The organism is Serratia sp. SM04 (assembly GCF_040280225.1).
In the GTDB taxonomy this organism is placed as follows: Bacteria; Pseudomonadota; Gammaproteobacteria; order Enterobacterales; family Enterobacteriaceae; genus Serratia; species Serratia sarumanii.
On record NZ_JBEOQT010000005.1, the window covers coordinates 1 to 21,810 of the forward strand.

General features: G+C 60.0%; 21 protein-coding genes. 3 read left to right on the forward strand and 18 right to left on the reverse strand.

What is annotated here, in order from left to right; translation table 11 throughout:
• Positions 1–167 precede the first annotated feature (167 nt).
• Genes hemG through pepQ form a run of 4 tightly spaced genes read right to left on the reverse strand, consistent with a single transcriptional unit; the run spans position 168 to position 4,155 of the window.
• Positions 168–701 carry a menaquinone-dependent protoporphyrinogen IX dehydrogenase gene (gene hemG, locus ABTW55_RS09240; protein WP_033655124.1) on the reverse strand — a complete coding sequence of 178 codons (534 nt, stop codon included), beginning with the start codon at positions 699–701 and terminating at the stop codon, positions 168–170.
• Positions 702–722: 21 nt separating this feature from the next.
• A complete protein-coding gene (trkH, locus tag ABTW55_RS09245) occupies positions 723–2,174 on the reverse strand; it encodes a Trk system potassium transporter TrkH (RefSeq protein ID WP_004934492.1) in 1,452 nt (483 codons plus the stop codon).
• Between the two features lie 35 nt (positions 2,175–2,209).
• Entirely contained in the window at positions 2,210–2,824 is a 615-nt protein-coding gene (locus ABTW55_RS09250; protein ID WP_060423377.1) for an IMPACT family protein, read from the reverse strand.
• A complete protein-coding gene (pepQ, locus tag ABTW55_RS09255; RefSeq protein ID WP_060423379.1) occupies positions 2,824–4,155 on the reverse strand; it encodes a Xaa-Pro dipeptidase in 1,332 nt (443 codons plus the stop codon). Before pepQ ends, ABTW55_RS09250 begins: the two co-directional genes overlap by 1 nt.
• A 430-nt stretch (positions 4,156–4,585) precedes the next feature.
• Here pepQ and fadB point away from each other — a divergent pair, with 430 nt between their 5' ends.
• On the forward strand, positions 4,586–6,775 hold the full coding sequence (gene fadB, locus ABTW55_RS09260; RefSeq protein WP_041037161.1) for a fatty acid oxidation complex subunit alpha FadB: 2,190 nt from the start codon (positions 4,586–4,588) through the stop codon (positions 6,773–6,775).
• A 10-nt stretch (positions 6,776–6,785) separates the two neighbouring features.
• A complete protein-coding gene (gene fadA, locus ABTW55_RS09265) occupies positions 6,786–7,949 on the forward strand; it encodes an acetyl-CoA C-acyltransferase FadA (RefSeq protein WP_025304928.1) in 1,164 nt (387 codons plus the stop codon).
• A 172-nt stretch (positions 7,950–8,121) separates the two neighbouring features.
• Here fadA and fre read toward each other — a convergent pair whose 3' ends face one another.
• The 3 genes from fre to pepE all read right to left on the reverse strand — a co-directional run bounded on the left by fre (position 8,122) and on the right by pepE (position 11,182).
• Entirely contained in the window at positions 8,122–8,823 is a 702-nt protein-coding gene (fre, locus tag ABTW55_RS09270; protein WP_004934474.1) for an NAD(P)H-flavin reductase, read from the reverse strand.
• A gap of 50 nt (positions 8,824–8,873) precedes the next feature.
• Complete coding sequence (gene ubiD, locus ABTW55_RS09275; protein WP_025304926.1) at positions 8,874–10,370, reverse strand: 4-hydroxy-3-polyprenylbenzoate decarboxylase; 1,497 nt, start codon at positions 10,368–10,370, stop codon at positions 8,874–8,876.
• A gap of 86 nt (positions 10,371–10,456) precedes the next feature.
• Positions 10,457–11,182, reverse strand: a complete 726-nt coding sequence (gene pepE, locus ABTW55_RS09280; protein ID WP_033636709.1) for a dipeptidase PepE — start codon at positions 11,180–11,182, stop codon at positions 10,457–10,459.
• Between the two features lie 245 nt (positions 11,183–11,427).
• On the opposite strand from pepE, the gene rfaH reads away from it, so the two are divergent.
• Entirely contained in the window at positions 11,428–11,916 is a 489-nt protein-coding gene (rfaH, locus tag ABTW55_RS09285) for a transcription/translation regulatory transformer protein RfaH (RefSeq protein ID WP_004934466.1), read from the forward strand.
• Positions 11,917–11,961: 45 nt separating this feature from the next.
• Here the strand turns inward: rfaH and hemB are convergent, their stop codons facing one another.
• The 11 genes from hemB to ABTW55_RS09340 form a co-directional block, all read right to left on the reverse strand.
• Positions 11,962–12,984, reverse strand: a complete 1,023-nt coding sequence (gene hemB / locus ABTW55_RS09290) for a porphobilinogen synthase (RefSeq protein ID WP_033636707.1) — start codon at positions 12,982–12,984, stop codon at positions 11,962–11,964.
• Between the two features lie 14 nt (positions 12,985–12,998).
• Positions 12,999–13,781, reverse strand: a complete 783-nt coding sequence (gene tatD / locus ABTW55_RS09295) for a 3'-5' ssDNA/RNA exonuclease TatD (protein ID WP_033655127.1) — start codon at positions 13,779–13,781, stop codon at positions 12,999–13,001.
• Between the two features lie 53 nt (positions 13,782–13,834).
• Positions 13,835–14,605 (reverse strand): Sec-independent protein translocase subunit TatC, encoded by a 771-nt coding sequence (tatC, locus tag ABTW55_RS09300; protein ID WP_033649673.1) that lies wholly within the window; start codon positions 14,603–14,605, stop codon positions 13,835–13,837.
• A gap of 3 nt (positions 14,606–14,608) precedes the next feature.
• A complete protein-coding gene (gene tatB / locus ABTW55_RS09305; protein WP_049195236.1) occupies positions 14,609–15,178 on the reverse strand; it encodes a Sec-independent protein translocase protein TatB in 570 nt (189 codons plus the stop codon).
• Between the two features lie 3 nt (positions 15,179–15,181).
• Positions 15,182–15,445, reverse strand: coding sequence for a Sec-independent protein translocase subunit TatA (gene tatA, locus ABTW55_RS09310; RefSeq protein WP_033636704.1), 264 nt, complete (start codon positions 15,443–15,445; stop codon positions 15,182–15,184).
• Positions 15,446–15,525: 80 nt separating this feature from the next.
• On the reverse strand, positions 15,526–17,157 hold the full coding sequence (ubiB, locus tag ABTW55_RS09315; RefSeq protein WP_033655130.1) for a ubiquinone biosynthesis regulatory protein kinase UbiB: 1,632 nt from the start codon (positions 17,155–17,157) through the stop codon (positions 15,526–15,528).
• Positions 17,154–17,762 (reverse strand): SCP2 domain-containing protein, encoded by a 609-nt coding sequence (locus tag ABTW55_RS09320; RefSeq protein ID WP_033636702.1) that lies wholly within the window; start codon positions 17,760–17,762, stop codon positions 17,154–17,156. The genes ubiB and ABTW55_RS09320 overlap by 4 nt, the downstream gene beginning before the upstream one ends.
• 13 nt (positions 17,763–17,775) lie before the next feature.
• Positions 17,776–18,531 (reverse strand): bifunctional demethylmenaquinone methyltransferase/2-methoxy-6-polyprenyl-1,4-benzoquinol methylase UbiE, encoded by a 756-nt coding sequence (gene ubiE, locus ABTW55_RS09325; protein WP_025304918.1) that lies wholly within the window; start codon positions 18,529–18,531, stop codon positions 17,776–17,778.
• Between the two features lie 78 nt (positions 18,532–18,609).
• Positions 18,610–20,157 (reverse strand): DNA recombination protein RmuC, encoded by a 1,548-nt coding sequence (gene rmuC, locus ABTW55_RS09330; RefSeq protein ID WP_033655131.1) that lies wholly within the window; start codon positions 20,155–20,157, stop codon positions 18,610–18,612.
• Positions 20,158–20,297: 140 nt separating this feature from the next.
• Positions 20,298–20,828: a DedA family protein gene (locus ABTW55_RS09335; protein ID WP_033649669.1), complete on the reverse strand. Its 531-nt coding sequence runs from the start codon at positions 20,826–20,828 to the stop codon at positions 20,298–20,300.
• A 79-nt stretch (positions 20,829–20,907) separates the two neighbouring features.
• Positions 20,908–21,690 carry a tyrosine-protein phosphatase gene (locus ABTW55_RS09340; RefSeq protein WP_033636699.1) on the reverse strand — a complete coding sequence of 261 codons (783 nt, stop codon included), beginning with the start codon at positions 21,688–21,690 and terminating at the stop codon, positions 20,908–20,910.
• Between the last annotated feature and the right edge of the window lie 120 nt (positions 21,691–21,810).

Consider the following 21,810-nt stretch of genomic DNA (forward strand, 5'->3'; position numbering starts at 1 on the left):
AGCGTTTATTTCGCTGTCTTCTCGCTGACCCGGCGGCTTGTCAGTCGTTGTTCCCGGTCAGTGGAGGCGCATTATAGGGAGTTCTCGGCAGGCCGCAACCCCTAAATGCAAAAAACTTTTCAAGCGCGGATTTTTTCGGCAAAACGCTGGCCAAACCCGCGTTTTTGTCACTTTTCGTACGGGATCTGGCTAAATTCCTGGGCGAAACGATCGACCTGCTGCCAATCGGTGTACTCCACTTCCTTACTGGTATCCGTTTCACCACCCGTCATACGCATAATAAATTGAATCATGATGCGGTCGAACCAGCGATAGCGCGGATAACGCAATGCGCCGGCAAACACCGCGCACTGTTTTGGCTGCCACGGCGAGGTCAGCAGAAACTTGCGGGTATAAGCGTTGGTTTGCGGCGAGCGCTTTTCCGGTTTGCGCGCCGTCAGGTTCACGGCAAAGAACGCGCTCGGCATTCGATTCAGCTGCTCGGCATGACGTTTGACGAATTTATCCAGCGCCGGGTTAAAGTGCCCGTAACGGATAGAAGCACCGATCATCACCAACTGATACTGATTAAGGTCGACCTGTTCCGCCTGCAGCAGATCGATCACCTCACAGCGCAGCGTATCCTGCAATTTGCTTGCTATATAAGAAGCGATAGCACGTGTTTGCCCGTCACGGCTCGAATAAAGTATCAATGCCTTCATGGCGTACTCCTTATATCAGGCTCACTCACGCCAGAAGGTTGGCGTGAACAGCACCAGCAATGTAAACACTTCCAGGCGCCCGAACAGCATCGTCACCACCAGGATCCACTTGGCCGCCGCCGGCATCGTGGTGAAGTTATCCGCCACTACGCCCAGGCCGGGGCCGAGGTTATTCAGCGTTGCCGTCACTGCGGCAAACGCGGAGAAATCATCAACGCCGGTAGCAATGATCGCCAGCATGCTGACGATAAACACCAGCGCATAGGCGGAGAAAAATCCCCACACCGCCTCCAGAATGCGTTCCGGCAGCGCGCGGTTGCCCAATTTGATGGTATAGACCGCGTTAGGGTGCACCAGCCTTTTCAACTCGCGCGAGCCCTGCAGGTACAACAGCAGAATACGGATCACCTTCAGGCCACCGCCGGTCGAGCCGGCGCAACCGCCGATGAACGCCGAGCACAACAACAGCATCGGCAGGAACAGCGGCCACTTGGCGATGCTGTCGGTCGTAAAACCGGCCGTGGTCGCCATCGATACCACCTGGAAGAACGCCTGATTGAGCGTTTCCATACCGCTCTTATAGACGCCATGTCCCCAGAGCACCAACGTGCACACCACCACCAGCGTCAGCTGGACGAAGATGAACATGCGGAATTCAGGATCGCGCCCGTATACCTTCAGACTGCGGCCGCTGAGCAAAGCAAAGTGCAGGCCGTAGTTACAGCCGGAAATCAGCAGGAACACGGCGATGATGGTGTTGATGGTCGGACTGGCGTAATAACCGATACTGGCGTCGTGGGTAGAAAAGCCGCCGATGGCGATGGTCGAGAAACTGTGGCCGATGGCATCGAACACCGACATTCCGGCTCCCCAGAGCGCCAGCGCACAGGCTACGGTCAGCAACACATAGATTAGCCACAGGGTTTTGGCTGTTTCGGCGATGCGCGGGCGCATCTTGTTATCTTTCAGCGGCCCGGGCATTTCTGCCCGATACAGCTGCATGCCGCCGACGCCGAGTATCGGCAGTATCGCCACCGCCAACACGATGATCCCCATGCCGCCCATCCATTGCAGCATTTGGCGATAGAACAGAATGGCCTTCGGCAGCGAATCCAGTCCCACCAGCGTCGTCGCACCGGTGGTCGTCAGCCCCGAGAAGGATTCAAAGAAGGCGTCGGTCAGCGACAAGTTGGGCCGTTCAGAAAACAGGAACGGCAATGCCCCCACGCTGCCCAGCACGGTCCAGAACAGCACGACGATCAGAAAGCCTTCGCGGGGTTTCAGTTCGTGTTTCTGTTTGCGGTTCGGCCACCACAGCATCAGACCGATGGTCAGCGCCACGAAGAAGGTTTGGCTGAACGCGCGCCCCGCCCCATCGCGGTAAATCAATGCCACCAGGCCGGGAATAAACATCGTCCCGGAGAACAGGATGACCAGCAGACCAACGATACGGGTTATGGCGCGAAAATGCATTTCAGCACGATCCTTAGCAATTCAATTGGGAGGAATTATTGCGAAATGGGGGTTAATTGCAAATTACCGCGACTAAGATCACGCAATTTATTCCCAAACAGCTCGACCTCCGTGGCCGGCAACGCCAGATGCAGCACGACGGCGGCGCCGTATTCACCCTGCAGGATCCGACCTGCGGTTTGCTGCAGCAAGTTCTCCACCAACGCCAACTGCGCATAGTCGCACTGCAAGATATATTCGGCTTCCGGCACCTTTTGAGTCAACGCCAGCTGCTTCAACGCCTGTTGAACACCGTTGCCATAGGCTTTCACCAATCCGCCGGTGCCCAACTTGACGCCGCCGTAGTAACGAACGACCACGGCGGTCACTTCCCCGATGCCGCTGCCCATGAGCTGCGCGAGGATCGGTTTGCCGGCGGTACCCGACGGCTCTCCGTCGTCGGAGAATCCCAACTGCTGCGAGTCATCGGGGCTGCCGGCGACGAAGGCCCAACAATGGTGCCGCGCCGCCGGGTGTTCATCCCGCACCTGCTGAATAAACGTCTTTGCCGCTTCTACCCCGCTGGTCGACGCCAGCAGGGTGATAAAACGGCTCTTCTTTATTTCTTCGGTAAAGCAGGTTGCTTCCGCCGGTATCGGATACGGCCGCATCAGGCCAGGTTCAGATCGCGCGTCATGTTCTCGATGCGCTTTTCGTGGATCACGATGTTGTCTTCGATGCGGATGCCGCCATACTGCTTCAGCGCATCGATGCGATCCCAGGCGAAGTGCTGCTTGAACTCACCGCTGCGCCACGGCGCCAACAGAGACTCGATGAAGTACAGACCCGGCTCGATGGTCAATACCATGCCCGGCTGCAACACGCGGGTGCAACGCAGGAACGGATACTTGGCCGGCGCCGCCAGATGGGTGCCTTGCTCGTCCTGCATAAAGCCGGCGGCGTCGTGCACCTGCAGGCCCAGCGGGTGGCCCAGCCCGTGCGGCAGGAACGGCGTGGTGATACCCGTTTCTACCATCGCCTCTTCGCTGAGGCCGTTCACCAGCTTGTGATTCTTGAGCAGCTTGGCGATGCGCTGGTGCATCTGCACATGGTAGTCGGTATAGCGCACGCCGGTTTTGATAGTGTCGATCAGCGCCAGCTGTTCACCGTTGAGATCTTTCAGCAGATGGGCGAATTCGCTGCCGCTTTGCGCTGCGTAGGTGCGGGTCAGATCGGCGGCGTAGCCGTTGTATTCCGCGCCGGCGTCGATCAGGAAACTCAGGGATTCGGCCGGCGGCTGATGATCCAGCTTGGTGTAGTGCAGTACCGAAGCGTGTTCGTTCAGCGCCACGATGTTGTCGTAAGGCACGTCGGTATCGCGGTGGCCTGTCGCCGTGAGGTAGGCCAGATTGATGTCGAACTCGCTCATGCCGGAGAGGAAGGCTTCATGCGCCGCACGATGGCCGATTACCGCCGTCTTCTGCGCTTCGCGCATGCAGGCCAGCTCGTAGCCGGTTTTGATCGAACGGTGGAAATCCAGGTAGTTCAACACCGCTTTCGGGTTGATGTTTTCCGAAGGGATGCCGAGATCGCGGGCGCGCTGTTGCGCATAGCCGATATAGCCCACGCGCTCGCGCTGCGGCAGAAGCTGCTGGGCGATAGCGTCGGTGTTGGCCAGCGGCATCAATTCAAGGGATTTGGTCCAGAAACTGTCCGGCAGCGGCTCTACACTGTGCCAGTAGTCGACTGGGGAGTAGAACCACAGCTTCGGCTTGTTGACGCCATCAATCCACAACCAGCAGTTCGGCACCGACGTCACCGGCACCCAGGCTTTGAAATGCGCGTTCACTTTGAACGGATAGCTATGGTCGTCCAAAAATACCTTTTGCAGTTCACCGGAGTGAATCAGCAGCGCATCCAACTTGTTGCGCTCCAGCACTTCGCGCGCGCGTTTTTGCAGCTCTGCCAGGTGGTCGTTATACAAAGAAGCCAGCGTTTCCATCACATTACCCTTATGCCTTAGCACGAAAGAAGTCATCTTAACACAGCGCTCCGGCGCACCAACCTCATCGCGTTGGGCATGCGGAGCCGCTCGCAATTCCCGGCAAATGCCTTTACATCCGCAGTTTAACCTTAGCCAGCCGAGTGCCATCGTCAGCCCCGCATCGTCGTCGCCATGACCCCAGCCGCCTTGTTCATACCTAACCTCGCCTGAATGATAAATCGCCGCTGGCAAGTGTATGAAGGCCGACAACCGCCAGCAAATGCCGATAGCACATAAAATATAACTTCGTTTTAAATCAAAACGCTAACTTGGTGAGATGTGATCCGACCAGCAAATATGCAATCTCTCATTTGCATATTTTTAACATAAAAACCACACTCCTCATCATCTGGTCATACCAGATCATACGCTGATTCAGGAGATAGACATGCTCTACCAAGGCGAAACATTACAACTGCACTGGCTCGATAACGGCATCGCCGAGCTGGTGTTCAACGCACCGGGCTCGGTCAACAAGCTGGACACCCGCACCGTCGCCAGCCTGGGCGAAGCGCTCACCGTGCTGGAAAACCAGCCTGAGCTGAAAGGGCTGCTGCTGCGTTCCTCCAAAGCCGCGTTTATCGTCGGCGCCGATATCACCGAATTCCTTTCTCTGTTCGCCGCACCGGCTGAAAAGCTGCAAGAGTGGCTGGTGTTCGCCAACAACGTCTTTAACCGGCTGGAAGATTTGCCGGTGCCGACCATTTCGGCCATTAACGGCTATGCGCTCGGCGGCGGTTGCGAATGCATTCTGGCGACCGATTTCCGCGTCGCCTCACCGGACGCGCGCATCGGCCTGCCGGAAACCAAATTGGGTATCATGCCGGGCTTCGGCGGTTCCGTCCGCCTGCCGCGCCTGCTGGGTAACGACAGCGCGCTGGAAATCATCGCCGCCGGCAAAGACGTCAGCGCCAAAGAGGCGCTGAAAGTCGGCCTGGTGGATGCGGTGGTGGCACCGGAAAAACTGGCCGAAGCGGCGCTCAACATGCTGCAACAGGCGATCGACGGCAAGCTGGACTGGCGCGCCGCGCGTCAACCTAAGCTGGAGCCGCTGAAGCTCAGCCCGATTGAAGCGGCGATGAGCTTCACCACCGCCAAAGGCATGGTGCTGCAGACCGCCGGTAAACATTACCCGGCGCCGATGACCGCGGTGAAGACCATTGAAGCCGCCGCCAAGCTGGGCCGCGATGAAGCGCTGAAACTGGAAACCGCCAGCTTCGTGCCGTTGGCGCGTTCCAACGAAGCGCGCGCGCTGGTCGGCATCTTCCTTAACGATCAGTTCGTGAAGGGCCAGGCGAAAAAGCTGGCCAAGAATGTGGATGCGCCGAAACAGGCGGCGGTGCTGGGCGCCGGCATCATGGGCGGCGGCATCGCTTACCAATCGGCGCTGAAAGGCGTGCCGGTGATCATGAAAGACATCAGCGACAAGTCGCTGACGTTGGGCATGAGCGAAGCGGCCAAGCTGCTCAATAAGCAACTGGAACGCGGCAAGCTGGATGGCCTGAAAATGGCACAGGTGCTGTCGACCATTCAGCCGACGCTGGACTACGCCGGCATCGAGCGCGCGCAGGTGATCGTCGAAGCGGTCGTCGAGAACCCGAAAGTCAAAGCCGCCGTGCTGTCGGAAGTGGAAACCCTGATCGGTGAGGACACCGTGCTGGCGTCGAACACCTCGACCATTCCGATTAATCACCTGGCAAAATCGCTGAAGCGCCCGCAAAACTTCTGCGGCATGCACTTCTTTAACCCGGTACACCGCATGCCACTGGTTGAAATCATCCGCGGCGAACAGACCAGCGACGACACCATCGCCAAGGTGGTGGCCTACGCCAGCCGCATGGGCAAAACGCCGATCGTGGTGAACGACTGCCCGGGCTTCTTCGTCAACCGCGTGCTGTTCCCGTATTTCGCCGGCTTCAGCCTGCTGCTGCGCGACGGCGCCGACTTCCGTCAGATCGATAAAGTGATGGAAAAACAGTTCGGCTGGCCGATGGGCCCGGCCTACCTGCTCGACGTCGTGGGCATCGACACCGCGCATCATGCGCAGGCGGTAATGGCCGCCGGCTTCCCGGATCGCATGAGCAAAGACTACCGCGACGCCATTGACGTGATGTTCGACAACCAGCGCTTCGGTCAGAAAAATCAGCTGGGCTTCTACCGCTACAGCCAGGACAGCAAAGGCAAACCGCGCAAGGACAACGACGAGCAGACCGATGCGCTGCTGGCCGAAGTGAGCCAACCGCGCCAGACCATCAGCGACGAAGAAATCATCGCGCGCATGATGATCCCGATGATCAACGAAGTGGTTCGCTGCCTGGAAGAGAAGATCGTCGCCAGCCCGGCGGAAGCCGATATGGCGTTGGTCTACGGCATTGGCTTCCCTCCGTTCCACGGCGGTGCGTTCCGCTATCTGGATACGCTCGGCACCGCCAACTACGTTGAGCTGGCCCAGCGTTACGCACACCTCGGCGCCCTGTATCAGGTGCCGGCCGGTCTGCGCGCCAAGGCCGAACGCAATGAAAGCTACTACCCGGTGGCGACACCGCTGTCCGACGTCGCTACCCGCCAACCGGCATGAGGTCATAAAGATGGAAAACGTAGTTATTGTTGATGCCGTACGCACGCCGATGGGCCGCTCCAAGGGCGGCGCCTTCCGCCAGGTGCGCGCCGAAGATCTCTCCGCTCACCTGATGCGTGAAGTACTGAGCCGCAACCCGGCGCTGGACGCCGCCGAGATCGATGACATTTACTGGGGCTGCGTGCAGCAGACGCTGGAACAAGGCTTCAACATCGCCCGCAACGCCGCGCTGCTGGCCGAGATCCCGCACCGCGTGCCGGCGGTGACCGTCAACCGCCTATGCGGCTCTTCGATGCAGGCGCTGCACGACGCGGCGCGCGCCATCATGGTTGGCGACGCACACGTCAGCCTGATCGGCGGCGTGGAACACATGGGCCATGTGCCGATGAATCACGGCGTGGACTTCCATCCGGGGCTGAGCCGCAGCGTGGCCAAAGCCGCCGGGATGATGGGGCTGACCGCCGAAATGCTGGCCAAGATGCACAACATCAGCCGCCAGATGCAGGATGAGTTCGCCGCGCGCTCCCACCAGCGCGCGCATGCGGCGACGCTGGCCGGCTACTTTAAAAACGAGATCATACCGACCAACGGTCACGACGCCGATGGCGTGCTGACCCGTTACGATTTCGATGAAGTCATTCGCCCGGAAACCACCGTCGAAAGCCTGTCGGCCCTGCGCCCGGCGTTCGATCCGGTCAACGGCACCGTCACCGCCGGCAGTTCTTCCGCCCTGTCGGACGGCGCTTCCGCCATGCTGCTGATGAGCGAATCGCGCGCCAAAGCGCTCGGTTTGAAGGCACGCGCCCGCATCCGCTCGATGGCGGTCGTCGGCTGCGATCCTTCCATCATGGGTTACGGCCCGGTGCCGGCCAGCAAACTGGCGCTGAAACGCGCCGGTCTGAGCGTGCAGGACATCGATCTGTTCGAGCTGAACGAAGCGTTCGCCGCCCAGTCGCTGCCGTGCATCAAGGATCTGGGGCTGATGGACAGCATCGACGACAAGATCAACCTGAACGGCGGCGCCATCGCGCTCGGCCACCCGCTGGGGTGTTCAGGCTCCCGCATCTCGACCACCCTGTTGAACAACATGGAACGTCGCGACGCGCAGTTCGGCCTGGCGACCATGTGCATCGGCCTGGGTCAGGGCATCGCCACCGTCTTTGAACGCGTTTAGCTGTGTCTATCTTGGGATGACCGCGTCACCACTTCAAATCGCGGCATCCCGCCAAGTTTAGTTGCCGTTCTTCCCGCCTGTCAGGGGCGGGTTTTTTATGCCTGACGTTTGCCGGCGCCCAAATAAAAACGGGGCGACCCTCGGCCACCCCGTTCACTGCGCATCGCATCGGTCAGATAAACGAAAACGCGTCACCGAACATATGCGCTTCCAGCGCGCCGCGCTCGGCGCAGAAACGCTCACGGGCGATTTTCGCCATCTCGAAACGCCCGGCGATATAGATGTCGTGCTCCGCCAGCGTGCCGAAATCCTGCAGCACCGCGCTGAGCACGGTGCCGCTGCGGCCACGCCATTCGGCTTCCGGCTGCTCGACCACCGGGATCACCTTCAGATTCGGATGCTGCAACGACAGCGCTTCCAGCTCGCTCAGATCGTACAGGTGCTTCAGCTCACGCCCGCCCCAGTAGATAGAAATATCTCGATCGGGCTGCTGCTCCAACGCGGTCAACAGGATTGAACGCGCATAAGAGAAACCGGTGCCGCCGGCAATCAGCACCAGCGGACGGCTGCCCTCTTCCCGCAGCCAGGCGTCGCCGTGCGGCACGTCGACGGTGATCGCCTGCTCTTTCAGAATGCGATCCATCACCGCCATGGCGTACAGATTCAGCTCCGAAGCGCCGATGTGCAGCTCGATGTAATCTTGCTGCGTCGGGGTAGATGCCAGCGAGAACGGGCGCTTGTCGCGCTCGTCCATTACCACCATCAGATATTGCCCTGCCTTGAAAGAAAACGGCTGCTCGGGCACCAGACGTACCCGATAAACCGTATCGGTAATGGCCTCTACCGAGGTCACTTTACAGCTCAATATTGTCATGCGTTCCCTCTGTCGGGTCATCAATGCAAAGCTGAGAACAGGGTCTGACGCTACAGCGTCGGTTCCCTGTCACTGAAGATTGCGAGCTCATCCCAGATTTCGTCGACGCGCGCACGTACCTTTTCATCCATCTGAATCGGACGGCCCCATTCGCGATCGGTTTCACCCGGCCATTTATTGGTGGCGTCCAGCCCCATCTTCGAACCCAGGCCGGAAACCGGTGAGGCGAAGTCCAGATAGTCGATCGGCGTATTCTCCACCAGAACGGTATCCCTTGCCGGATCCATTCGTGTGGTGATCGCCCAAATTACGTCGTTCCAGTCGCGCGCATTGACGTCGTCATCGCAGACGATAACAAATTTGGTGTACATAAACTGCCGCAGGAACGACCAGACACCCATCATCACGCGTTTAGCGTGGCCGGCGTACTGTTTCTTCATGGTCACTACCGCCAGGCGGTACGAGCACCCTTCCGGCGGCAGATAGAAATCGACGATTTCCGGGAACTGCTTTTGCAGAATCGGCACGAACACTTCATTCAGCGCCACGCCCAGGATCGCCGGCTCATCCGGCGGCCGGCCGGTGTAGGTCGAGTGGTAGATCGCGTTGCGGCGCTGGGTGATGTGGGTGACGGTGAATACCGGGAACTGGTCGATTTCATTGTAGTAACCGGTGTGGTCGCCGTACGGGCCTTCCGGCGCCATTTCACCCGGCTCAATATAGCCTTCCAGCACGATTTCGGCGCTGGCGGGCACTTCCAGATCGTTGGAAAGGCACTTGACCACTTCGGTTTTATTGCCGCGCAGCAGCCCGGCAAAAGCGTATTCAGACAGGGTATCCGGCACCGGCGTCACCGCGCCGAGGATGGTGGCGGGATCGGCGCCCAGCGCCACCGCAACCGGGAAACGCTCGCCGGGGTGCGCCTGGCACCACTCCTGATAATCCAGCGCGCCGCCGCGATGCGACAGCCAGCGCATGATCACTTTATTCTTGCCCAGCACCTGCTGGCGATAGATGCCGAGATTTTGCCGTTCCTTATGCGGGCCGCGGGTCACCGTCAGCCCCCAGGTGATCAGCGGCGCGGCGTCTTCCGGCCAGCAGTGCATCACCGGAATACGGCCCAGATCGACGTCCTCGCCCTGCCATACCTGCTCCTGACAAGGCGCGGATCCCAGCACCTTGGTCGGCATGTTCAGCACCTGCTTGAACTTCGGCATTTTGTCGAACAGATCGCGGAAGCCTTTCGGCGGCTCCGGCTCTTTGAGGAACGCCAGCAGTTTGCCGACTTCGCGCAGCGCGCTGATGTCTTCCTGCCCCATGCCCATCGCTACGCGATTGGCGGTGCCGAACAGGTTGCACAGCACCGGCATGTCGTAGCCTTTCGGGTTTTCAAACAGCAATGCCGGACCGCCCGCCCGCAGGGTGCGATCGGCAATCTCCGTCATTTCCAGGTAAGGATCGATCGGCTGGCTGATGCGTTTTAGTTCCCCTCTCTTCTCCAGCAACGAGAGGAAATCGCGTAAGTCACGGTATTTCATGCTGATCATTATAACGGCCAGTGGGGAGGGCATTATAAGCCCTCTTCACGGTTGTTGCTGCAATTTTGTTAACGCCGCCCGCCATCGGGTAGCCCTCAGCCGCAGTTGAACGGCACCAGCGCAGCCAGCGCACGCGTATCCTGATATTCGCGCGTCTCCTCGCCGTGGCGGAACACCTTGAAGCCCTGCCCGTTGGCGCTGAAGTAACGCAGCTCGTTGCCTTCAACGTGCAGCAGGCTGCCTTCACGCAACGCCACCACCGATTCGCTCGGGTTGATCGCGCAGAACTCCGCCAGGCGCTCGTCACGGGTTTCGCCCATGTGGCCGCTGATATGCGCGTCGATGTAATGCGGGTTGATTTGCACCGGGAACAGCCCCAGCGCCGGCAGCACCACGCTGCAGCGCACCGGCATATCATTGGTGGTGCGAATGCTCGGCGTGGCCACGTTGCAACCGGCGCTCCAGCCGACGTAAGGCACTTCACGCTCGCGCACCGCGCGCTGGATGGGCACGATCAGGCCTTGCTCGTGCAGCATTTGGTTCAGCAACCAGGTATTGCCGCCGCTGACCAAAATGCACTCCGCCTGCGCGATCGCCGCCGCCGGCGAAGCGGCGTGGTGGATGCTGGTGACTTCGATACCCAGCGTTTGCGCCAGCTCCTGCGCACGCTGGTCGTAGTCGTAACGGATCAGCGCATAAGGGATAAAGACGGCGGATTTGATGCCGCGACGCGCAATCATCGCCAGCAGTTGGCTTTTGGCATACCCCAGCAGCTCGGCTTCGCCAGACAGCTTGCCGTTGCTCAACAGAAACAGCTCCATTTATCTTCCCTCGGTCAAAAACGATGAATAGCGTCACAGCTGGTGGCGCAACGCCTTGCCATACTGTGACGGTAACAAATTTTTAGCCCTCTGTTATACCAGCGCCGTATCGATAAGTGTGTGACCCCTCGCTAATAGCCGCATATTCATAGAGATAGGTGATGTTACACGCTGAAACTTGCATCACTATGTATCCGGAAGCGCTTTTGATATGCTTACCGGCTGGCAGAAAGGCATGTGAAATTATGGAATCCTGGTATCTACTTTATTGCAAACGCGGTCAGCTGTTGCGGGCGCAGGAACATCTGGAACGGCAGCAGGTAAACTGCCTCAGCCCGATCATCACGCTGGAAAAGATCGTGCGCGGCAAGCGTATCGCGGTCAGCGAACCCCTGTTTCCCAACTATCTGTTTGTGGAGTTCGACCCGGAGCGCATTCACACCACCACCATCAGCGCCACCCGCGGCGTCAGCCACTTCGTGCGCTTCGGCGCGCTGCCGAGCGTCATCCCGAGCAAGGTGATCGATGAGCTGCGCACGCACGCCAGCGAAACCTATGTCGATCCGGAAACCCCGCAGCCGGGGGATACCGTCCTGATCGTCGACGGCGTGTTCGAAGGGCTGCAGGCGATCTACACCGAGCCGGACGGCGAGGCCCGCTCGATGCTGTTGCTGAACCTGATCAACAAACAGGTCAGCCAAAGCATCGACAACCGACAGTTCCAGAAGATGTAATGCAAAAGGCGCCCTCAGGCGCCTTTTTGTTGGCTCATTTCACGCCTAGCGACGCATCGCGTCGTCGTGCAGCCACTGGGCGACACGCTTGGCGAAGTAGGTCAGCACGCCGTCGGCGCCGGCGCGTTTGAAGCACATCAACGACTCCATCACCGCAGGCTGCTCCTGCAGCCAGCCGTTCTGAATCGCCGCCATATGCATGGCGTACTCGCCGGACACCTGATAAGCGAAGGTTGGCACGCCGAAGGTATCCTTCACGCGGCGCACAACGTCGAGGTACGGCATGCCCGGTTTCACCATCACCATATCCGCGCCTTCCTGCAGATCCTGTGCAATCTCCTGCAGCGCTTCATCGCTGTTGGCCGGATCCATCTGATAGGTCTTCTTGTTGCCACCCTTCAGATTGCCGCTGGAACCCAACGCATCGCGGAACGGGCCGTAGTAACAGGAAGCATACTTGGCGGAGTAGGCCATAATCTGGGTATTCACCAGACCCTGCAATTCCAGACGATCGCGGATCGCCCCGATGCGGCCGTCCATCATGTCACTCGGCGCCACGATTTCCGCGCCCGCTTCGGCATGGGAAAGCGCCTGACGCACCAGGATGTCTTTGGTCACATCGTTAATCACATAACCCTGCTCATCGATTACCCCATCCTGCCCGTGCGTGGTGTAGGGATCGAGCGCTACGTCAGTCAGAATGCCCAGCTCAGGCACCGCGTCTTTCAGCGCGCGCACCGTGCGCTGCACCAGCCCTTCCGGGTTATAGGCTTCTTCCGCATGCAGCGATTTCAGACCTGGCTCAATCACCGGGAACAGGGAGATCACCGGCACGCCGAGTTTGGCGATAGTTTCCGCTTCCTTGACCAGCAGATCGATCGTCATGCGCGATACGCCCGGCATCGAGGCCACTTCTTCCTGACGGTTGCTGCCTTCCATGACAAACACCGGATAAATCAGGTCGTTGACCGTCAGTTGGTTCTCGGCCACCAGGCGGCGGCTGAAGTCATGACGGCGCACGCGGCGCATACGGCGACCAGGGAAGGTGCCCGGAAATGCATAGCTCATAGTTTTCTCCTAGCTCAAACCAGCCGGAATAGCCGGCGGGCGTTCTCATCGGTTTTTTGCCCCAGCCATTGCGGCTCTTCCTGTCGCCAGACGGCGACCTGATGCACGATATGGGGCAGGAAACAGGGTTCGTTGCGGCGAGATGCGGGTTTAGGCTGTAAATCCCGGGGCAACAGATAAGGGGCGTCAGTTTCCAGCAGCAGACGCTCGGCCGGGATCTGCGGCAACAGGGCGCGCAATTCCAGGCCGCGCCGCTCGTCGCAGACCCAACCGGTAATCCCGATCGACAGGCCCAGCGACAGGCAGCTAGTTAATTCTTCGGCGGTGCCGGTGAAGCAGTGCACCACGGCCGCGGGCAGTTTATCCAACCACGGCGTCAGTAGCTCGGCAAAACGTGCGTGTGCGTCGCGGCAATGAAGAAACACCGGCAGCGCCAACTCCGCCGCCAGCGCCAGCTGCGCGGTGAACGCCGCTTCCTGCTGCGCGGGCGTCGAGAAATTGCGGTTGAAATCCAGGCCGCATTCGCCGATCGCCGCCACTTCAGGGCGCGCGGCCAACGCATAAATCTGCTCGGCGGTGTGTTCATCCCAGCCGCTGGCGTAGTGCGGATGCACGCCGGCGGTAGACCAACAGTAGCCCGCATGTTGCCGCGCCAGTTCGGCGGCCTCGCGGCTCTCCGCCAGATCGGTGCCGGTAATCAACATCCCCGTCACGCCCGCGGCGCGGGCGCGTTCCACCACCGCCTGGCGATCTTTGGCGAATTGGCTGCTGGTGAGATTAACGCCGATATCAAACATGGTTTTTTCCAAAGCAAAAGCCGCCCAGTGGGCGGCTTAGCAATCAATATGGATCAGGAGGCTGGGGGTTCGTCACCCTCGTCTTCTTCTTCCGCTTGCGGACGACGCTTGCCGGTATAGAAGCGAGCGAAGAATACCCCCACTTCAAACAGCAGATACATCGGTATTGCCAACAGGGTTTGCGAGAACACGTCCGGCGGCGTCAACAGCATGCCGACCACAAACGCGCCGACCAATACATACGGCCGTTTCTTCTTCAGATCTTCCGGCGAGGTGACACCACTCCAGCACAGCAGAATGATGGCGACCGGCACTTCGAAGGCGACGCCGAACGCCATAAACAGCGCCATGACGAAATCGAGGTAGTTTTTAATGTCGGTCGCAATGGTCACCCCCATCGGCGCGGTCTTGGCAAAGAAGCCAAAGGCCAGCGGGAACACGATGAAGTAGGCGAAGGCCATGCCGAGGTAGAACAGCAGGCTGCTGGACACCAGCAGCGGCATCATCAGGCGGCGTTCATGCTTGTACAGAGCCGGCGCGATGAATGCCCACACCTGATACAGAATCATCGGCGCGGAGACAAACACCGAGACGATCATGGTCAGCTTGATCGGCGTAAAGAACGGTGACGCCACGTCGGTGGCAATCATGCTCGCCCCGGCCGGCAACTGCTTGAGCAGCGGTGCAGAAACCAGCTGGTAGATGTCGTTGGCGAAAAACACCAGCACCACGAACACCGCCAGCACGCAAATAATCGAGTTCAACAGCCGCTTGCGCAGCTCTATCAGATGACTGATAAGGGGTTGGGTATCTTCAACAGCCATGTATTAACGATCGCCACTAGGTTGGTGAGACGCTGGGGTTTTATCCGCAACAGGTTCGACAGGTGCCGGCGCGGTTTCCACCGGTGCTTTAGCCGGTTGCGCCGCCACGGGCGCAGCCGGGGATGCAGCCGCAACGGCCTCAGGTTCCGCTGCCGGTTTTGGCACGGCGGCGGGCGCGCTGGCGCGGGTTGCCGCTTCCGCCGGCGTCACGCCGTCGTGCAAAGCTTCCGGATCGGTGATCTGCGGGTTATGAATGGTGTTCGCCAGCTCTTCTGTCTCGCCCCGGTAGGTGCGTTTCAATGATTCCGCCGCGTCTTTCAGCTCATCCATCGATGCCTTCAGTTCCGGCGTCAGGTTCTGCAGGCCGGCCTGTTCGGCTTTTTTCAGGCTGTCCTGCAGCTCCTGCAGCTTCAGTTCCTGAGACAGTTCGTGCTGCACCGAGGCCGCCAGCGAGCGCAGCGCGCGGATCCAGCCCGACACCGTTCTGACCGCGACCGGCAACCGTTCCGGCCCCAGAACAATCAGGCCGATCACCAGCACCAGCAGCAGCTCACTAAACCCAATGTCAAACACGGTTTATACCTGCTCTTTGTTCTTCGACTCTTCCGGTTTCACTTCCGGCTGCTTATCGGTAATAGGCTTGGCCGCGAAGTCAGCGTCATCCAGGCTGCTTTTTTCAGCCGTGTTGGGGTTCGACGGCGTATCGTCGCCGATCGCCTTTTTGAAGCCCTTGATCGAGGCGCCGAGATCGGAGCCCAGCGTGCGCAGTTTTTTGGTGCCGAACAGCAGCACCACGATCACTGCGATGATCAACAATTGCGTAATACTAATACCGCCCATTTCAATTACCTCTAATTTTAAAGGGTCTTTTAAAGCCAGCCCGCATTATAGGCTCGGCCTTACCAGAGTAACGAATTAAATCAGGTGGTTCGCTTCCAGCCAATCACCCAGCATACGATGCCGGCGGCCATCATCCAGGCGGGAAACACCTCGATTTGCCCCAGCAGCAACAGCGTACCGCTTACTAACAGTGTAGCGCCAACGCCGAACAAATAACGTGACTGCCCCTGACGAACCCGCTGAGCCTGCATTTGGTTGGTCAGCTTATCAACGCTTTGTTGCAACAGTTTATGCTGCTGCAGGCTGTCGTAAAACAGCTCGGGCAGTTCGGGCAGCTTCTCCGCCCAGAACGGCGCTTTCTCTTTCAGCGCGCGCACCACGGCAGGAATGCCGACCTGATCGCGCAGCCAGCTCTCGAGGAACGGCTTAGCGGTAGTCCACAGATCCAGCTGCGGGTAAAGCTGGCGCCCCAGCCCTTCAACATACAGCAAGGTCTTCTGCAATAACACCAGCTGCGGCTGCACTTCCATATTGAAGCGGCGCGCAGTGTTGAACAGGTTGAGCAGCACGTTGCCAAAGGAAATTTCCGCCAGCGGCTTCTCGAAAATCGGCTCGCACACGGTGCGAATGGCGAATTCGAAGTCTTCCACGTTGGTGTCGCGCGGCACCCAACCGGAGTCGACGTGCAGTTCCGCCACCTTGCGGTAATCGCGGTTGAAGAAGGCGATGAAGTTTTCCGCCAGATAGCGCTTGTCATCCTTGTTCAGCGAGCCGACGATGCCGCAGTCGATGCCGATATAGCAAGGATCTTCAGGATGTTCGTAGCTGACGAAAATATTACCGGGATGCATGTCCGCATGGAAGAAGCTGTCGCGGAATACCTGGGTAAAGAACACCTGGACGCCGCGTTCCGCCAACAGTTTCATGTTGGTGCCCTGCCGTTCAAGCGTGGCGATGTCCGAGACCGGAATGCCGTAGATGCGTTCCATCACCAATACGCTTTCACGGCAGTAGTCGGAATAAACTTCCGGTACGTACAGCATCGGGCTGCCGTCGAAATTGCGGCGCAGCTGAATGGCGTTGGCCGCTTCGCGCAGCAGGTTCAATTCGTCCAGCAGGGTTTTCTCGTACTCGCGCACCACTTCACGCGGGCGCAGACGGCGGCCGTCCGGCAACAGCTTCGGCACCCAGCCGGCCAATCGGTACATCAGCCGCACGTCGGCCTTGATGATCGGCCCGATATCCGGCCGGATCACCTTCAGCACCACTTCCTGGCCGGTGGTTTTCAACCGCGCGGTATGCACCTGCGCGATCGAGGCAGAGGCCAACGGCTGCTGATCGAAATCGTCGAACCAGGTTTCCAGTGGGCCACCCATCGCCAGCTCGATATGTTTACGCGCCAGCGCGCCGTCGAAAGGCGCCACCCGATCCTGCAGCAACGTCAGCTGATCGGCAATGTGCGGCGGAAACAGATCGCGACGGGTCGACATCATCTGGCCGAACTTGATCCATACCGGCCCCAGCTCCTGCAGCGCCAGCCGCAGACGTTCGCCCAGCGGCTTGTCCTTGTGCCGATTCGGCATCCAGAACAGCAGACGGCGGCCAAAGCGCAGCGGCAGCGTCAAACGCATTTTAGGGATCAGTTCGTCCAGCCCATAGCTGAGAAAAACGCGGACGATAAAATACAAACGGCGCAGTTCGCCTGGGGTCATCGCTTGCCCTCCAACTTGTCCATGCGGGCAAACAGCGCTTCCGCGCTGCGGGCGAGAGCATCAACTTCTTCGTTGAACCACACCACTTCCAGTGGCCCCGGCGCCAGGCGCCACTCTTCCGTCAACGTCTCCGCCATGTCCTGCTGCCGGCGCATAAAGCCGGCTTTCAGCAGCGAGGCGCCTTTTCCCAGCGCCTGCGTAATGCCCTGGGCGGCGATATCGCCGATGTAAGGCGCCAGCCACTCCGCCGGGTCCCACTCCGCCAGATCGAGCAGGCCAACCAGCTGTTGCACCACCTGAATATCGCCTTCCACCGTCAATTCGCCGCTGCGCATCAGCACCGGCAACTGCTGGCGATCGCGCAGCTTCAGTAAGACGGGAATGCGGCTGCGCACCGTGCAATCGGCGCTGTCTTCGGACTGCCCAAGCACGTCTACGCGCAGTTCGCTGAACACCAGCACCAGCGGTGAAGCCAGCTCTTCCAGTTCGATGCGCAGCACCTTGCCCGCCAGGCGTTGGCGAGCGGCTTTCATGCTGCGATCGCGAAACAGCAGGTTATTCAGCGAGGTTTCCAGCGCAGCGGTCAGCAGAGGGGTAAACAGCATCGGCATCTCCCTCTCAGAACTTGAAGCCGCGATGCAGGGCAACAATCCCACCGGTCAGGTTGAAATAGGTGACGTTTTCAAAACCGGCGTTGCCCATCATGCCCTTCAGGGTTTCCTGATCGGGGTGCATGCGGATCGATTCCGCCAGGTAGCGGTAGCTGTCCGGATCTTTCACCACCAGCTCGCCGATCTTCGGCAGCACGTGGAAGGAGTAGGCATCGTAAGCCTTGCTCAGCGGTGCCAGCAGCGGCTTGGAGAACTCCAGCACCAGCAGGCGGCCGCCCGGCTTGAGCACGCGGAACATCGAGCGCAGCGCTTTGTCTTTGTCGGTGACATTGCGCAGGCCGAAGGAGATGGTGATGCAATCGAAGTAGTTGTCCGGGAACGGCAGCGCTTCGGCGTTAGCCTGCACGTAATTGATGTTGCCGACGATGCCGCGATCGCGCAGTTTCTCGCGCCCCATCTTCAGCATCGAATCGTTGATGTCCGCCAGCACCACCTGCCCCTGCTCGCCGACCATGCGGGAGAACTTGGCGGCCAGGTCGCCGGTACCGCCGGCCAGATCCAGCACGCGCTGCCCGCGGCGCACGCCGCTGCAGTCAATGGTGAAACGCTTCCAGATACGGTGGATGCCGAACGACATCAGGTCGTTCATCACGTCATACTTTGCCGCTACCGAATGAAAAACGTCCGCCACCATGGCCTGTTTTTCGTCTCTAGCGACGGTGCGAAAACCGAAATCGGTGGTTTCCTGCGGTTGATCTGCCATTGTCCTGCCTGCTATTCAGTCAATTTTGTGTGGATGAGTGTACCAGAAGCTCGGAGAATACCCCACCTCGCCACGGCCTCAGCCGTGCGAAACGAAGCCCGGTTCCCCGGCGGTATCGTCATCGTCTTTCGTCTGCGGCAGCGCGGCGACATCGTCGTCGTTCGCCTCTTCCGCTTCATCGTGTTGCGCGCCGGCTTGCTGCGCCAACAGCGGGTTTATCGGCCGTTTGACCTCAACCCCCAGCGCGCGGAAACCTTCAATTTGGCCGATAAGATTACCACGGCCTTCGCTCAGTTTGTTCATCGCCTGACGATAACTGCCCTGCGCCTTGTCCAGGCTCTGCCCCAGCGCGGACATATCGTCCACGAACAGCCGCATCTTGTCATACAGTTTCGCCGCGCGATCGGCGATGCGCTGCGCGTTCTGGCTTTGATGCTCATAGCGCCACAGGTTGGTGATGGTGCGCAGCGCCACCAGCAACGTGGTCGGGCTGACCAGCATGATGTTGTGCTTGAGCGCTTCGCTGATCAGCTCCGGTTCGCGATCGATAGCCAGCAGGAAGGCGGGCTCGACCGGAATGAACATCAGCACATAGTCCAACGAGCGCAGCCCCGGCAGCTGCTGATAGTCCTTGCGGCCCAGCATGCGAATGTGGCCGCGCAGCGAGGCGATATGTTCGCTCAGCGCCGCTTCGCGCTCCACCTCGTCTTCACCGTTGAAATAGCGCTCGTAGGCAATCAGCGACATCTTGGCGTCGATCACCACGTCCTTGCCCTGCGGCAAGCGCACGATCACATCGGGCTGCATGCGGCTCTGGTGATCCACCCGCACGTTGACCTGCGTTTCATACTCGTGCCCTTCGCGCAGGCCGGAAGCCTCCAGCACCCGGCTCAGCACCACCTCGCCCCAGTTGCCCTGCGTCTTGTTGTCGCCTTTGAGCGCCTTGGTGAGGTTGATGGCTTCGCGCGCCATCTGCGCGTTCAACTGCTGCAGATTGCGTATCTCGTGCGTCAGCGTGTGGCGCTCCCGCGCCTCCTGACCAAAACTGTCCTGCACCTGCCGGCGGAACCCGTCCAGTTGTTCACGCAGCGGCAGCAGCAACCGATCCAAGCTTTGCTTATTTTGCTCGTCCACCTTGCGGCCACTGTGTTCAAAAATGCGGTTGGCGAGGTTTTCAAACTGGGTGGTGAGGCGCTGTTCGCTGTTGATAAGCAGGCGCTGCTTCTCTTCCGCCGCCATGCGCGTCTCTTCCAGACGGATGGTGACTTCGCGCAGCTCGGCCTCCTGCGCGCTGTTGACCTCGCGCTGGGCGCGCAGCTCCTGATTAAGCAGTTCACATTCGTTGCGCCAATGGTTGAGCTGTTGCAGCTTTTCATGCCCGGCCGCCAGCTGGCTGTGCAGGTTGCGTAGCTCCAGCTCGCTCTGCCGCAGCTGCTGCTCGTGGCGCTGCAGAGCCTCTTGCCGCGCCGCCGTTTCCTGCTGCGCCTGCTGCAACGCTTGCTCCAGCAACCGCAGTTCGGTTTCATGTTGCGCATTCGCCTGCTGCACCCGCAGACTGGCGATCAGCCACCCCAACAGCATGCCGATCGCTACGCCGCCAATCCCATAAATCAGACTGGTATCCACCCTGCCTCCTGTTGCACCTTGCCGTTCCGGCGTTTCGCACGCCCATTGCCCGTCACGTTAAGGGGAGGCTGTATGGATGTCCAGCCTGATTTTGCCCGCCGAGCACAATATTGCGCGGCGCTGCGCAATTTAGCGAGAAATCAGCCAAGCCACTGGCTGAGCCACTTGATGCCGAATGCCCCCGGCGCCAGAATGCCGAACGCCCAGATCATCGCCGACGTGACGTTGGCTAACTGGAAATAACGCTGCGGCATGCCGCAAATGCCGCCCACCAGCGGCACCACGGCGCGCAGCGGGCCGAAGAAGCGGCCGATGAAAATGCCCAGCACGCCCCAGCGTTCAAAGAACGCGTGGCCGCGCACCAGCAGCTGCGGATTGCGCGACAGCGGCCACATATGGGCCACGCGATCCTGATAGTGATAGCCGATCCAGTAAGAGAGCCAGTCGCCGAAAAACGCCCCGACGGCGGCGGCGGCCCAAATCGGCCAAAAGGCGATGCCGCTTTCGCCGATCAGCGCGCCCAGCGCCAGCAGGATCACCGTGGCCGGCAGCAGCAGCGACAAAAACGCCAGCGACTCGCCGAACGCCAGGAAGAAGATGATGGGAATGGCCCAGCCTTCGTGCTGACGCACGACGTCGCTGACCCAGTTGATAACGTCATTGAGGCTCAATGCGGGGCTCCTGATACGCGATAATTCGCCGCCTAGGATAGGCCGGGGCGAGTTAAACCCCGGCTAAACGCGCGGCGATTTACTCGAGGTAGAACGCCTGCAGCGCTTCGCGCTGGGCTGCGCCCAGGCCGTATTCCGCTTCCAGCCAGCGGTCGGTGGAACCGTATTGCTGACGGATGCAGCCCAACGCCGTCATCAGGAACTCCTCGCGCGCGCTGAGCACGTAGGCGAATTGCTCCAGCGCCGCCGCATTCAGCTTGATAGACAGCTGATCCAGCATCTGCTCGCGGAAAGTGGCCAGCGTGGTTTCGGTCAGCAGATAGTCTTCCAGCACCGTCGCTTCGTCTGCCCCCAGCGCGAACAGCACCAGTGCCGAACCGACCCCGGTGCGATCCTTGCCGACCGCGCAGTGCTGCACGATGGCGCCGCCGCCAGGATTGCTCAACAGCTGCGCCAGCCGCTGATAGGCCGCATTGCCGAACGGCAGGCGGCGATACAGCTCCAGCATGAACGCGCGGGCGTCGAAGGCGGCCAGCGTTTCGTTGGTGAGCTTCTCCAGGTTGGCGTTGACTTCGCTGCTCAGCGGGTTAGCCGGCACGTGGTGATAGTCGGCGCCACTCCACAGAATATCCGGCTTGGCCTGCACCTCGTCGGCATCACGGTAGTCCAGCACCGAGCGCACCGGCACGCCGGCGAGAAAGGCGCAGTCGTTTTCCGTCAGCCGCTCGAGGGAACCGGAGCGGAACAGCAGGCCGCGCTTGATGCGGCGCCCGTCGGCCACGCCGTTGCCGCCGAAGTCGCGGAAATTGATGCCGCCGTCGAGCGGCGCGAGCGAAGGATGAAGCAGGATCTGGGCGGTCATAAACGTCCTCGTTGTTTTTGTTATGACAACGCGCGGCGGCCATCGGCGCAGCGCTGAGGAGTATCACCGTAACAGATTCGCCGCGAATGGAAAAACGGGCCGCGTCGGCGGCCCGTTGGG

Bases quoted from the DNA above. Each gene is read 5' to 3' on its own strand.
- hemG (WP_033655124.1), bottom strand. From the start codon at position 701: ATGAAGGCATTGATACTTTATTCGAGCCGTGACGGGCAAACACGTGCT.
- trkH (WP_004934492.1), bottom strand. From the start codon at position 2,174: ATGCATTTTCGCGCCATAACCCGTATCGTTGGTCTGCTGGTCATCCTG.
- ABTW55_RS09250 (WP_060423377.1), bottom strand. From the start codon at position 2,824: ATGCGGCCGTATCCGATACCGGCGGAAGCAACCTGCTTTACCGAAGAA.
- pepQ (WP_060423379.1), bottom strand. From the start codon at position 4,155: ATGGAAACGCTGGCTTCTTTGTATAACGACCACCTGGCAGAGCTGCAA.
- fadB (WP_041037161.1), top strand. From the start codon at position 4,586: ATGCTCTACCAAGGCGAAACATTACAACTGCACTGGCTCGATAACGGC.
- fadA (WP_025304928.1), top strand. From the start codon at position 6,786: ATGGAAAACGTAGTTATTGTTGATGCCGTACGCACGCCGATGGGCCGC.
- fre (WP_004934474.1), bottom strand. From the start codon at position 8,823: ATGACAATATTGAGCTGTAAAGTGACCTCGGTAGAGGCCATTACCGAT.
- ubiD (WP_025304926.1), bottom strand. From the start codon at position 10,370: ATGATCAGCATGAAATACCGTGACTTACGCGATTTCCTCTCGTTGCTG.
- pepE (WP_033636709.1), bottom strand. From the start codon at position 11,182: ATGGAGCTGTTTCTGTTGAGCAACGGCAAGCTGTCTGGCGAAGCCGAG.
- rfaH (WP_004934466.1), top strand. From the start codon at position 11,428: ATGGAATCCTGGTATCTACTTTATTGCAAACGCGGTCAGCTGTTGCGG.
- hemB (WP_033636707.1), bottom strand. From the start codon at position 12,984: ATGAGCTATGCATTTCCGGGCACCTTCCCTGGTCGCCGTATGCGCCGC.
- tatD (WP_033655127.1), bottom strand. From the start codon at position 13,781: ATGTTTGATATCGGCGTTAATCTCACCAGCAGCCAATTCGCCAAAGAT.
- tatC (WP_033649673.1), bottom strand. From the start codon at position 14,605: ATGGCTGTTGAAGATACCCAACCCCTTATCAGTCATCTGATAGAGCTG.
- tatA (WP_033636704.1), bottom strand. From the start codon at position 15,445: ATGGGCGGTATTAGTATTACGCAATTGTTGATCATCGCAGTGATCGTG.
- ubiB (WP_033655130.1), bottom strand. From the start codon at position 17,157: ATGACCCCAGGCGAACTGCGCCGTTTGTATTTTATCGTCCGCGTTTTT.
- ABTW55_RS09320 (WP_033636702.1), bottom strand. From the start codon at position 17,762: ATGCTGTTTACCCCTCTGCTGACCGCTGCGCTGGAAACCTCGCTGAAT.
- ubiE (WP_025304918.1), bottom strand. From the start codon at position 18,531: ATGGCAGATCAACCGCAGGAAACCACCGATTTCGGTTTTCGCACCGTC.
- ABTW55_RS09340 (WP_033636699.1), bottom strand. From the start codon at position 21,690: ATGACCGCCCAGATCCTGCTTCATCCTTCGCTCGCGCCGCTCGACGGC.